Source organism: Bradyrhizobium sp. PSBB068 (assembly GCA_016839165.1).
Classification (GTDB): domain Bacteria; phylum Pseudomonadota; class Alphaproteobacteria; order Rhizobiales; family Xanthobacteraceae; genus Bradyrhizobium.
This window is the reverse complement of sequence record CP069300.1, coordinates 3310492-3323535: the sequence shown is the minus strand read 5'-3', so window position 1 is coordinate 3323535 and position 13044 is coordinate 3310492. Positions and strand designations below refer to the sequence as shown.

Annotated in this window: 10 protein-coding genes; 5 read left to right on the top strand and 5 right to left on the bottom strand. The window is 65.1% G+C overall.

Annotated features, from left to right (window positions below; all coding sequences use genetic code 11):
• The first annotated feature begins 56 nt into the window (after positions 1-56).
• From JQ507_15305 to JQ507_15285, 5 genes are all read left to right on the top strand, one after another.
• Positions 57-671: a TetR/AcrR family transcriptional regulator gene (locus JQ507_15305; GenBank protein ID QRI72748.1), complete on the top strand. Its 615-nt coding sequence runs from the start codon at positions 57-59 to the stop codon at positions 669-671.
• 188 nt (positions 672-859) lie between these two features.
• Positions 860-1681: a helix-turn-helix transcriptional regulator gene (locus JQ507_15300; GenBank protein ID QRI72747.1), complete on the top strand. Its 822-nt coding sequence runs from the start codon at positions 860-862 to the stop codon at positions 1679-1681.
• Positions 1682-1834: 153 nt separating this feature from the next.
• A complete protein-coding gene (locus JQ507_15295; GenBank protein ID QRI72746.1) occupies positions 1835-5683 on the top strand; it encodes an autotransporter domain-containing protein in 3849 nt (1282 codons plus the stop codon).
• A 480-nt stretch (positions 5684-6163) separates the two neighbouring features.
• A complete protein-coding gene (locus JQ507_15290) occupies positions 6164-7636 on the top strand; it encodes a DEAD/DEAH box helicase (GenBank protein QRI72745.1) in 1473 nt (490 codons plus the stop codon).
• 303 nt (positions 7637-7939) lie between these two features.
• Positions 7940-9007 (top strand): GGDEF domain-containing protein, encoded by a 1068-nt coding sequence (locus tag JQ507_15285; protein QRI72744.1) that lies wholly within the window; start codon positions 7940-7942, stop codon positions 9005-9007.
• Positions 9008-9022: 15 nt separating this feature from the next.
• Here JQ507_15285 and JQ507_15280 read toward each other — a convergent pair whose 3' ends face one another.
• The 5 genes from JQ507_15280 to sufD all read right to left on the bottom strand — a co-directional run bounded on the left by JQ507_15280 (position 9023) and on the right by sufD (position 13037).
• Positions 9023-9490 carry a TfoX/Sxy family protein gene (locus JQ507_15280; GenBank protein QRI72743.1) on the bottom strand — a complete coding sequence of 156 codons (468 nt, stop codon included), beginning with the start codon at positions 9488-9490 and terminating at the stop codon, positions 9023-9025.
• Between the two features lie 148 nt (positions 9491-9638).
• Complete coding sequence (locus tag JQ507_15275; GenBank protein ID QRI73346.1) at positions 9639-10028, bottom strand: iron-sulfur cluster assembly accessory protein; 390 nt, start codon at positions 10026-10028, stop codon at positions 9639-9641.
• A 74-nt stretch (positions 10029-10102) separates the two neighbouring features.
• Positions 10103-10474 (bottom strand): SUF system Fe-S cluster assembly protein, encoded by a 372-nt coding sequence (locus tag JQ507_15270; protein QRI72742.1) that lies wholly within the window; start codon positions 10472-10474, stop codon positions 10103-10105.
• On the bottom strand, positions 10471-11718 hold the full coding sequence (locus JQ507_15265; GenBank protein QRI72741.1) for a cysteine desulfurase: 1248 nt from the start codon (positions 11716-11718) through the stop codon (positions 10471-10473). The genes JQ507_15270 and JQ507_15265 overlap by 4 nt, the downstream gene beginning before the upstream one ends.
• Positions 11715-13037, bottom strand: coding sequence for a Fe-S cluster assembly protein SufD (gene sufD / locus JQ507_15260; GenBank protein ID QRI72740.1), 1323 nt, complete (start codon positions 13035-13037; stop codon positions 11715-11717). The genes JQ507_15265 and sufD overlap by 4 nt, the downstream gene beginning before the upstream one ends.
• Positions 13038-13044 lie beyond the last annotated feature (7 nt).

Below are 13044 nucleotides of genomic sequence, written 5' to 3'. Positions count from 1 at the left end.
CCCGTAATCGAGTTTCCCGGCGTCACCCGGCGCCCCTCGTCCTCCCCGGACTCCTGATGTCGAAGAAGATGATCAAGCCTGGACCCGACCTGCTGACGCAGGTCAACCAGGCTTTTCTCGACTACGGCTATGGCGGGCTGTCGATGGTCGGGCTGGCCAAGGCCTGCGGCTTCACGCAGCGCGCGCTGTATTACTATTTCAGCAACAAGGAAGAGGCGTTTCGCGCCGTGATCGCCTGGCGCCACGTCGAGGACGTCGCTCTTGCACTGGAGGCCGGCCGATCGGTTCGGGCAAAGGGCGGCGGCGCGCTGGATATCTTCGCGACGATACTCGACGTCCGCTACGGCGAGACGCGGCGCCGCGTCACCGCTTCGCCGCACACCGTCGAGCTCAATGCCGAGGCCTTCAGGCGCTGCCGCGATCTGATGATCAAATCCGCCGTCTCGTTCCAGGCTGATCTGGAAAATCTGGTGATCGAATTGCAGGCTGCACGGCTGCTGAAGCTGAACGGCGAATTCACCGCGGCGCAAATCGCGCAGGCGCTTGCCGATGGTGGACGCGCGGTCAACCAGGCACTGCCGCCGATCGCCCGGGACGGCTTTTCGGCCCGCTACCGCCAGATGTGCGCGATGGTGCTCTACGGCTGCGCCGTGATGCCGAAGCGCAGGTAGTTCACGCGACGGCCTGCGCGGCAGCCGTCGTCGATCCCCAAATCCTCCCGACAATCGACCGTCAGGCGCCGGCCGGGCCATCTCCGCCTGTCCACCGACAAGTTTTGACGCATGTTATCTATTTCATATTTTACGCGACTATGTGAAATATACGATATTGCATCGAAAGGCTTTTGGAGGCGTCTCGAATGGCTGACATGGGGCAAACGGACGACGCGGCCGATCGTCGCGCGATCCGGCATTCTCCGGACCGAAGTGAACAGCCTGCGCGCATTGAGAAGATAATTTCCGTCGAGTTCGCCAGAACCGCGCTGGCGCTTCGCCCGGTCTCGGCACAGCCGATTTCATGCCCGGCGACGCGCGCTCTGATGCAGAGCGAGGGGTCATGCACGATGCGCACAAAGCTTGAGGACAGCCCACACACGCCATCCACGGGCCCGACTCGTGCGCGCAGCTCCGATGCCGTGGACGAGGCCGCAGCGACAGAACTGGCGCGTCGAGGTTCGCCGGCGACGGGCAATCGCGGCTGGACGCCGTTGCTCGAGGCCTGCCTCGCCGACTTCAAGGACGCGACGGAGGCCGGTGACACCGCAAGCATTCCTGCGCTGGTTAAGATCATCGCCGACCTTGCGCTGATCGAGCGCGGCGCGATCAGGCCGGGCAGCCGCCGCGCGCAACAGGCGCTGCGCGTCGGCCGGCTCAGCCTCGCGCGCCGTCTGATCACCCGCCACCTCGCGAAGCCGGCGCTGTCGCCGGGCATGGTCGCCGACATGCTCGGCGTCTCGGTCCGTTACCTGCATGTCCTGTTCGAAACGACCGGGGCGAGCTTCTCGCAGACCGTCACCGCCCAGCGCCTGAGCGAAAGCCGCAGGCTGCTGTCCGAAAAGCCGCCGCGGCCGATCGCCGATGTCGCCCTCACCTGCGGGTTCGGCAGCCTCGCAACCTTCTACCGGATCTTCAGCGCGTCCGAGGGTCTGACCCCCGGCGAATACCGCGCCGCGGGGCTCTAGCCGCGGCGACGCTCCGCTGAGGCCCTGCGGCCACAGTTGGCTGCATTTTCGCGGCAGGCGCGCTTTGGATCGACAGTATGCGCGCACTGAGAAGACACCGCACGACCATTGCGCGAGAAACAAACAGATACATCGGGGCTTGGGGGCAAGGTCATGATCGGCATCGGCGGCAGGCTGACGATGTGGCGCGGCGCGCTGCTCGGCTCGGCGTCGTTGATCGCGCTGAGCTCCGCGGCCGAGGCTGCGGTCTACTGCACGGGCGTCGGCACCGCCAACGTGCTCTGCGACGCCGCCCATCCGTCGGACGGCGGGCTCAACACGGTTTTGCGCGGTGATCTCACGGTCAACATCAACGCCGGCGCCGGGATCACGACCCGCGGCGTGACCGCGAGCAGCAGCGGAAACCTCACTGTCAATCACAACGACCCCGCCGGCATCACGGCGCTCCAGCTGTACAACGGCATCGGACTCTCCGCCCTCGGCACGATCACCTACACGGGATCTGCCGACGTCACCGCCGACGGGTACGCGATCACTGCCCGGATCGGCAACGGTCTGACCTCCATTACGCAGACCGCCGGCACGATCAGGGGCGGCACCGGCATCCAGGCCGTGGGCAGCGGACCGAATGCCAGCGTCAACATCAACTCGATCGGCAGCCGGATCGTGGCCGGTCAGGCAATCTTCGTCGTGACCGACGGCAGCCAATCCGACGTCACGATCGCGACAGGCGCAGTCACCGGTATCACAACCCAAGCCGGCGGCGCGATCTACGTCCGGATGGGACAGAGCCTTAATACTGCACGCAACCTTTCCGTCACCACCAACGGCGCGATCGTCGGCGGCATCTATCTCCAGAACGGCGGCGTCGGGACCGTCGACCTCACCACCAATGCGAGCGTCTCGGGCAACATCACCGTCGAGGGCAACAATTCGGCCAATGCCAACGCGTTCACGGTGAAGCTCAACCAGGATGTCAGCGGCTCCGTGAGCTTGCAGAACTACGGCACTGGGACCACGACGGTCCGAACGCACGGCATCACGGGTGGGACACTTTCGGTGTCCGCCGCCGGCGGCGCCAACAACAGCCTTGTCGTGGACGGCAATATTGCCAGGGGAAGCGGCCCCGATACGGCCTACTACGGCGCCCTGGCGTCCGTCGCTTTCTCTGCGGCCAGCGGCACCAACACCGCGACCTTCAATGGCGATATTTCCGGAACCTTCGACACCAGGACTTCGCCCTCCAAATCGGCCGGTGGCAGCGTCGCAGGCCTATCGGCCGCGCTGGGCAGTACATCCAGCAATGGATCGGCGACACTGAACGCCAATGGATCGATTGCGATCACCGGCATGACAAGGTCCGGCTCCGTCGCAAATGTGACGGGGGCCGCCTTGTCGGCCTTCGGCGAGGTCCCGGTCGACTTCAACCTGCACGGCGCCGTGACGGCCACGTCGATCAGCGACACCGTGTCGAGAGTCGTCGGCGTCAGCGTGGGACAAAACAATCTGAGCACAGTCCGGTTGACCGCCGACGGCGCCGTGACGGCGACCGCGATCGGCGCTGGCAGCACCGCCACCGGCATCAACGCCTCAGGCAGCAGCTTTGCTCCGAGCAACATCAACACCGGCATCCTCACCGTTCACGCCAATGGCGATGTGAGCGCGACCTCGGATGGCGGCGCGACCGGCATCGGGCTGAGCCGCGGCAGCACCAGATTCGCGGCCTTGACCGCGGGACTCGGCGGCATCGATCTCGACACCAAGGGGACCGTGAGCGCCACCTCGGCAAGCGCGGCGGCGATCGGCATCAGCGGCGTCATGGTGAATGGCGCCGACAACGCCGCGACGCTGGCGCTGCGCGCCGAAGGCAACGTGATTGCGAGCGGCACGGCGGCCGGCAGCTACGGCATCTTCGCCCAGCGCGACGGTCTCGGCGATATCAGGATCGATGCGCTCGCCGGCGTGCAGAGCTCAGGTGTCGGCATTGCCGCATCGCGCTCGACACCGGGCAACATCTTCATCACGACCGGGACATCAGTCACCGGCACCACCGGCATCACGACGTCGGGCGGCACCACCACCTTGATCGCGAACGGCATCATCACCGGCACCGGCGGCACCGCCGTCCAGTTCGGCGGCACCAACGATGTGCTGCAAGTCCAGTCCGGCGCCGTGTTCAACGGCAACATCGTCGGCAGCGGCACAAGTATCGTACAGTTCGGCGGAACCACCGCGTCGAGTTTCGACCTGTCGAAACTTGGCAGCGGCTTCGCCAATTTCGGGATTCTCGCCGGCTCGAACTGGAGCTTTACCGGCAACTCGAACTTTGCCGGGTCTGTCAACGTCGACAGCGTGTTCATCCTCAACGGCGCGATGCCGAATGCAAGCGTCACGGTCGGCCCGAACGGCACGCTCGGCGGCAACGCCACCATCGGCAACACTGTGATCAGCGGCACGCTGTCGCCCGGCAATTCGCCGGGGACCATCACGATGGCGAGCCTGACCATGACCGCGGCGGCGACTTATCTGGTGCAGGTCACCAACACGATCAGCGACAAGGCGATCGTGACGGGCACCGCTAACATCGCTGGCAACGTCATCGTGCAGCCGCTCGAACGGATCACCAGGAAGACCACCTACACCATCGTCAATGCGGGAACGCTGAGCGGCACGTTCGGCTCGGCAAGCCTGTTGCTCGCCAACAACCTCGCGCGCAATCCGGTGCTGAGCTACGTCGGCAACGACGTGCTGCTGTCGGTCGATCCCGGCCTGCTCTCCCCGATCCTGCCGGCCAATGCCGGCATCAATCACAGGAGCGTCGCGGGTGCGATCGACAACGGCCTGCTCGGCGGCGCCAATCTCTCCAACGCCTTCAGCGCGATCTTCAACCTGTCGGGAGACAATCTCCTGAACGGCCTGACCCAGCTCTCGGGCGAGAGCGCGGCCGGATCGCAGCAGACCACGTTCAACGCCATGAACCAGTTCATGGGTACGATGCTCGATCCCTTCATCGACGGCCGCGGCGCGACGGCGATGCCGGCCGGCGCCACGCCCTACGCAGATGACAATTCCCTGGCCTACGCAGCAAAGCATCCGACCAGCGACGCCGCCGCTGCGATTTATCACAAGGCGCCGATCGCGCAGGGCTACGATCCGCGCTGGAGCATGTGGGCAGCGGCCTACGGCGGCTCACAGTCCACCGACGGCAACACGGCGCTCGGCTCGAACAACACCACCAGCCAGGTGTTCGGCACCGCCATTGGCGCCGACTACCGCTTCTCGCCGAACACGATCGCCGGCTTTGCGCTCGCTGGCGGCGGCACCAATTTCAGCGTCGCCAACAGCGGCGGCGGCCGCTCCGACCTGTTCCAGGCGGGCGCCTTCATCAGGCACAATGTCGGCGCTGCGTACCTTGCCGGTGCGCTGGCCTATGGCTGGCAGGACGTCACGACGGATCGCACCGTGACGGTCGGGAGCATCGATCGCCTGCGTGCCGAGTTCAAGGCCAATGCGTGGTCGGGCCGCGCCGAGGGCGGCTACCGCTTCGTCGCGCCATGGATCGGCGGCATTGGCCTGACGCCCTATGCCGCCGGCCAGTTCACGACGTTCCAGCTTCCGAGCTATGCCGAGCAGGCGATCGTCGGCGCCAACACCTTTGCGCTGGCCACCAACGCCAAGAGCGTCACCGACAGCCGCAGCGAGCTCGGCCTGCGCGCCGACAAATCCTTCGCGCTCTCGGATTCAGTTCTGACGCTGCGCGGCCGCGCCGCCTGGGCGCATGATTTCAACCCGGACCGCAGCATCGCCGCGACATTCCAGACCCTGCCCGGCGCGAGCTTCGTCGTGAACGGAGCGGCGCAGGCCCGTGACTCCGCCCTCACGACGGCCTCCGCCGAACTGAAATGGGCCAACGGCTGGTCGGCGCTCGCAAGCTTCGAAGGCGAGTTCTCCAACGTGACCCGCTCCTATGCCGGCAAGGGCGTGGTCCGCTATGCATGGTAATGCACCTGCGGTGGGCGTGCATCTGCGTGATTTCGGAATATTAGAATCGTACTCGTGAGTTGCCCGACGTGTCAACTGGCCTGTCGAACGCGGGCCACCGCGGCTGCTTTGCATGGGGTTGTTTTCGATATTTTGGCAGCTCGCCTCCCCCGCAAAGGTGGCACCAGCCTCTGCCGGGGGCCTCGTCATCGGGTCCGGAACCGGTGATTCATTTGACCGCCAAATGACGGAAAGGACGGTTATTTTGGCGAAAACGTTAAGGTTTTTCGGTCATCCGGCTGGTTCCAAGATTGACTTTGCCGGTTTCGCCCCTATGTTGCGGGGCAACGCGGCCCTCGGATCGAAACGCGATTCGTCAGGTTTGCCGTCCGTCAGCGTTAGTCAGAGCCCCCGAGCTTTATCAAAAAGCGAGCCGTTTCGGGGCCGAACGCGACAGCCTTTTACCTGCGATGCCGAACGGCGGTTTCGACCAGAGGCTCAATGTCTTTTTCCAATCTAGGCCTGTCCGATAAGGTCCTCGCCGCAGTTGCGGCCACCGGTTACACCACCCCCACTCCCATCCAGGAACAGGCAATCCCGCACGTCCTCGCCCGGCGCGACGTCCTCGGCATTGCCCAGACCGGCACCGGCAAGACAGCTGCCTTCGTTCTACCGATGCTCACCCTCCTCGAGAAAGGCCGCGCCCGGGCACGGATGCCGCGCACGCTGATCCTCGAGCCGACCCGCGAGCTTGCCGCGCAGGTGAAGGAGCAGTTTGACAAATACGGCGCTGGTCAGAAATTGAACGTGGCGCTGCTGATCGGCGGCGTCTCGTTCGGCGACCAGGACTCCAAGCTGATGCGCGGCGTCGACGTCCTGATCGCAACGCCCGGCCGCCTGCTCGACCACACCGAACGCGGCGGATTGCTGCTCACCGGCGTCGAGCTGTTGGTGATCGACGAAGCCGACCGCATGCTCGACATGGGCTTCATCCCCGACATCGAACGCATCTGCAAGCTCGTCCCGTTCACGCGGCAAACGCTGTTTTTCACCGCGACGATGCCCCCGGAGATCAGCCGCATCACCGAGGCCTTCCTGCACAACCCGGCCCGGATCGAAGTCTCCAAACCCGCAACCACCGCCGTCACCGTGACGCAATTGCAGGTCCCGGCCGGTCGCGAAGCCCACGACAAGCGCGAAATCCTCCGCCGCCTGCTGCGCGACGCCAAGGATCTCAACAACGCGATTATCTTCTGCAATCGCAAGCGCGAAGTCGCCGTCCTTCACAAATCACTCCAGAAGCACGGCTTCAGTGTCGGCGCCTTGCACGGCGACATGGATCAGTCAGCTCGCACCGCGGCCCTCGACCAATTCCGCAAGGGCGAGATTCCGCTGCTCGTCGCTTCCGACGTCGCCGCCCGCGGTCTCGACATTCCCGCGGTGAGCCACGTCTTCAATTTCGACGTGCCGCACCACCCCGACGACTACGTCCACCGCATCGGCCGTACCGGCCGCGCCGGACGGACCGGTACCGCGATCTCCATCGTCACCTCGCTCGATAGCAAGTCGATGGCTGCGATCGAGAAGCTGATCGGCCAGCCGATCCCGCGCGCTGAAGGCGACTACACCGTTCACAGCGAGGCCTCCGACGAGGACGCCGCGCCCCGCCGCTCTCGCAGCCGCGAAGGTTCGCGCGACGGCGCCCGTGGCGGCCGCAAGCCGCGGCGTGAACGCGAGCCGCGTCACGGTGAGCGCGAGCCGCGTCACGACCAGGAGCCCCGCCAGGAGCGCGCAGCCAAGCCGGAGCGCGAACCGCGCCACGGACGCGGCACCTCGCCTCAGGCCGCGCCGTCGCATGTGCCGTCGATCGGCCGTGCCGAGCCGCGACGGCCGCAGCACGAGGTCGACCACGAGCCCGCCGATCATTCGCACCTGCCGGCCTTCCTGCTGCGACCTGTGCGCGCACGCGCTTAGGGCTCGCCGTGCTGACGCCGCGCCCGCGGCGGTATTCCGGGCACTCGATGTCGCCGTCGACGGCCCGTGCGGACGTTGATCCCCAGCGTTTGAAGCAAATGCGCGCAGTTTTCGCATCGCGTTGGCGGGCAAGCCAACGCTGCGTGCGAACCCGGCGGCGCCAGGCGCATTCAACCATGGTCGCGACCGAAATCCCGTAATTCTACTGTTTACCTTGCCTTCACTCTCGTCCCGTACCCTCGCCCAATAGTTTAGTCATTGCTGTCGGACACAGCCGACATTGCGTGCATTGGGGACGTAACAGTGGTCAAGCTGCTGGACGAGCACGAACGTACGTTGGCCTTCGCTGAAGTCGCGCTTGGCCAGATCCGCTCGCTTCGCCAGACCGCCGTTCCCCGCAATTATGAGATCTGGTACGTCTACGCGACCGGATACAACGCGCCGCTCAACAAGGTCATCAACGAGACGCTGGCGCGCAGCGGCAAGCTCAACGAATCCGATCTCGAGCAGATCTACGAAACCTACCTTTCGCACATCAAGACCTCGGACCGCATCGACAAGGTCGGGGCGCGCGTCATCGGCGAGATCGATGCCGTCATGAAGCTGATCACCGACGCGCTCGGCGTGTCCGCGACCTACGACGCCAGCCTCGTCGGCGCCAGCGACCGCCTCTCGACCGCGACGACCCGCGATCAGATCAAGACCATCGTCGAGGGCGTCGCCAAGTCGACGCAAGAGATGCGCCAGACCAATCAGGCGCTGGAGAATCGGCTCGCGCTGTCAAAGTCGGAGATCAACGAGCTGCAACACAGCCTCGAGGCGATCCGCGCCGAGAGCCTGACCGATCCGCTCACCGGCCTGGGCAACCGGAAATATTTCGACCGCTCGATGGACATGGCGGTGCAGGCCGCGCTGGCCAGCAGCGAGCCGCTGTCGCTGCTGATGTTCGACATCGACCACTTCAAGTCGTTCAACGATTCCTACGGCCATCTCACCGGCGATCAGGTGCTGCGGCTGGTGGCGCAATCGCTGAAGCAGACCATCAAGGGCCAGGACATCACCGCCCGCTACGGCGGCGAGGAATTCGCTGTCGTGCTGCCCAACACCGCGCTGCGCCAGGCGCTGACGGTCGCTGACCATATCCGCCGCGCCGTGATGGCCAAGGAGTTGAAGAAGAAGTCGACCGGCGAGATCCTCGGCCGGGTCACGATCTCGGTCGGCGTCTCCATGCTGAAGCCTGCCGACGATACGGATTCGCTGATCGAGCGCGCCGACGCCTGCCTCTACGCCGCCAAGCGCGCCGGCCGCAACCGCGTGATCTGCGAAGCCGACCCGGAATTCAGCGCCGAGAGCCAGACCCGCGTGGCGTGATCAGTTCGCCTCCTCTCAGGACGACGACCGTTTCCCGGGCACACGCGTCTTCTTGACTGAAAGCTTTCTCGCGCCGGGCTTCTTCGCCGCAACCCTCTTGCTTGCAGCCTTCTTCGTCGGCGCCTTCGCCTTTCGCGCAGCCGGTCGTTTCCGTGGCCGCTTGTGCAGCGCGGCGCGCTGGGCGGCGCCGAGCGCCGAGCGCGCCCAGACCGCAAGCCCCTCGGCATCGTCGAACAGCCGCGCCGGCAGCTGCCAATAGGAGTTCACCGTGACCGTCTTCGAACTCGTCTGGTACTGGAACGGCCCGCAGCCCTCCGCCTCGAATTGCGGGATGGTCACCTCGTCGGCACGGAAGTAGAGCCCGGCCCGCAAGGCGAGCGCGAAATTGGTGCCGTCGGCCGAGATGCCGTAGCCGGAGAACATCCGGCGCAGCGTGACCGGGCCGAAATCGACGAACAGGTCGGTGAGAAATTCACGGTCCATGTGCCCACCCTCATTGCAGCGCGACCGGACACGCCTGCCGCAGCCCGCTGGCTACGCAGTATGGTCGACGAGGACGTCGACACGCAACGATGGTTGTATCTGATCAAAGGGCGCGAGCGCGATTGCACACTCGCCGGTGCGGCAGCGATCAGACCGTGGCCGGCTTCAGCTGCACCGATTCGCCGCAGCCGCAGGCAGAGACCTGATTCGGGTTGTTGAACACGAACTGGGCCTGCATCTTGTCGGCGACGTAATCCATCTCGGTGCCGAGCAGGAACAACACGGCCTTCGGATCGACCAGGATCTTGACGCCCTTGTCCTCGACGACTTCGTCGGTCGGACGGATCTCGTGGGCATATTCGACGGTGTAGGATTGTCCGGCGCAGCCGCCATTCTTGATGCCGACGCGCAGCCCGACGATCTCGGAATCGGCGCGCTTGGTCAGCTCGGTGATCCGCTCCGCCGCGGCATCGGTCAGCCTCATGACCTGCGGGCGCGGCCGCTTCGGCTTGGCTGGGGTTGGTGAAACTTGGGTCATGTCACTCATGTGGTCAGTCCCAGCGGCAAATCAATTGCCCATTGTCTCGAGCCTAAGTCCAATCCGCTAACACATCACCACATATTGAGGACGAGGCGCGCCTCGTCCGACATCCGGTCCGGCGTCCAGGCCGGATCCCAGACCAGATTGACGTTGACGACACCGACGCCGGGAACGCTGGCAACCGCGTTCTCGACCATGGTCGGCAGCTCGCCGGCAGCAGGGCAGTTCGGCGTGGTCAGGGTCATCAGGATGTCGACCGAGCGATCATCCTTGAGGTCGACCTTGTAGATCAGGCCGAGCTCGTAGATGTCGGCCGGGATTTCCGGATCGAACACCGTCTTCAGCGCCGCGACGATCTCGCCGCTCATGCGCTCGGTCTCCTCCGCCGGCAGTGCCGAGGTGGTTTCCATGGTGGCCGTCTTGACTTCGGCTGTATCGGTCATGCGAACAATTCCCGCGCCTTGATCAGCGCCTGCGCCAGATGGTCGACTTCTTCCTTTGTATTATACATCCCGAACGATGCGCGGCAGGTGGCCGTCACATTGAACCGCTCTAAAAGCGGCATCACACAATGCGTGCCGGCGCGCACGGCGATACCCTGGCGGTCGATCACGGTCGCGACGTCGTGCGGATGTGCGCCCTTCATCTCGAAGGAGATCACCGGCCCCTTGTTGCGGGCGGTTCCGATCACCCGCAGCGAATTGATCTCGCGCAGGCGCTCCTGCGCGTAGGTGAGCAGCTCGTGCTCATGCGCAGCGATGCGCTCCTTGCCGATCGAATTGACGTAGTCGATCGCGGCGCCCAACCCGATCGCCTCGACGATCGGCGGCGTCCCGGCCTCGAACTTGTGCGGCGGATCGCCATAGGTGACCCAGTCCTTGGCGACCTCACGGATCATCTCGCCGCCGCCGTTGAACGGCCGCATCGCCACCAGATGCTCGTGCTTGGCGTAGAGCGCGCCGATGCCGGTCGGCCCGTACACCTTGTGGCCAGTGAAGGCGTAGAAATCGCAATCGAGGTCCTGGACGTCGATCGGCAGATGCACCGCGCCCTGCGCGCCGTCGACCAGCACCGGAACGCCGCGGGCATGCGCCAGCCGCACCACCTCCTTGACCGGAACCAGCGTGCCGAGCGCATTCGACATCTGGGTGATCGCGACGATCTTGGTACGGGGAGTGAGGAGCTTCTCGAATTCCTCGATCAGGAAGTTGCCTTCATCGTCGACCGGCGCCCACTTGATCACGGCACCCTGGCGCTCCCTAAGGAAGTGCCACGGCACGATGTTGGAGTGGTGCTCCATGATCGAGAGGACGATTTCGTCGCCCTCCTTGATGTTCTCTCCGCCCCAGGACGATGCCACGAGGTTGATCGCCTCGGTGACGTTGCGGGTGAAGATGATCTCCTCATTGCGGCGCGCGTTGATGAACTGCGCGACCTTGCCGCGGGCGCCCTCATAGGCCTCGGTCGCAGCGTTGGCGAGGTAGTGCAGGCCGCGATGCACGTTGGCGTATTCGCTCTTGTAGGCCTCGGTCATGCGGTCAAGCACCGCATTCGGCTTCTGCGCCGATGCGGCGTTGTCGAGATAGACCAGCGGTTTGCCGTAGATCTGCATGGCGAGCGCCGGAAAATCCTGCCGCACGAGAGCGACGTCGTAAGAACCGTTGGCGACCGCCTTATGCATGCTCATGCCCTCGCTTCCAGCCAGCGCTGCGCGGTGGCAATTGCCACCTCGCGCAACGCGTCGCTGGCAATGCTCTCGATCGCCTCGCCGACGAAGGCCTGGATCAGCAGCGCCTGCGCTTCCTTCTCGGGCAATCCGCGGGCGCGCATGTAGAACAGCAGGCTCTCGTCGAGCGCACCGGTGGTCGCGCCGTGACCGCAGGTGACGTCGTCGGCGAAGATTTCGAGCTCCGGCTTGTTGTCGGCTTCCGCGTCGTCGGACAGCAACAGCGCACGGGTCATCATCTTGGCGTCGGTCTTCTGGGCGTCCGGACGGACAATGATGCGACCCTGGAACACCGAATGCGCGCGGTCGTCGACGACGGCACGGAAGATCTCGCGGCTCGCACAGTGCGGCACCGCGTGATCCATGAACAGCGTGGTGTCGGCATGCTGCGTGCCGTTGATCAGATTGAGGCCGTTGGTCTCGACGTTGGAGCCCTCGCCGGCGCAGGTCACCGTCAGCTGGTAGCGGCTGACATGACCGCCCGAGGTCAGGCCGAAGGTGTTGAAATGGGCATGCGCACCGAGCGACACCGTCGCCGAGGAAATGTTGAAGGCATCGATGCTGTCCTCGACCAGACGCACGTGGTCCAACCGTGCATTGTCGCCGATCGCGACGATCAGCCCGTCGTACGCCTGGTAGGCCTTGGCGCCCTCGCCGGCGAGATAGCTCTCCACCAACGTCACATTGGCATCCCGTCCGAGCCGCAGCAACGAGCGCGTGAACATCGAGGCCGGGGCGGTGCCGGATGCGACGTGCACGATGTGCAGCGGCTGCGCCAGCACCGTACCGTCGGCGATCTCGATGACAACGCCATCGGTCGCCATCGCACCGTTCAGCGCGATCATCGGATTGGAGATGTCGGTCGCAAAGGCCTGCGTGGAGAGCACGCCGTCACCGGCGTCGAGCACTTCGCGCAGCGGTTGGATGCCGAGGCCCTTGTCGAGGTTGCCGAGATCGGACAGATCAGGCGCAAACGCGCCGTCGACCAGCACCAGGCGGCGCACGCCGTCGATCGCCTGCAGCTTGATGGCGGCAGCAGCGCGGCCCAGAGCTGCGGCATCCGGCGCAGGCGCCAGCGGCAGCACCTCGCGCATCAGCGCGCGCAAATCGGTGTATTTCCAATCCTCGATCCGGCGATGCGGCAGGCCCGAGCGCTCATAGGCCTCGAACGCCTGGCGGCGCTGATCGGCGATCTTGCTCTTGCCCGGCAGGCGGTCACGCGCGACGGCGAATGCATCGCCCAGCGCGCGCCCGGTCTCAGTCTTTGCGACAACGTTCATCTGAGAA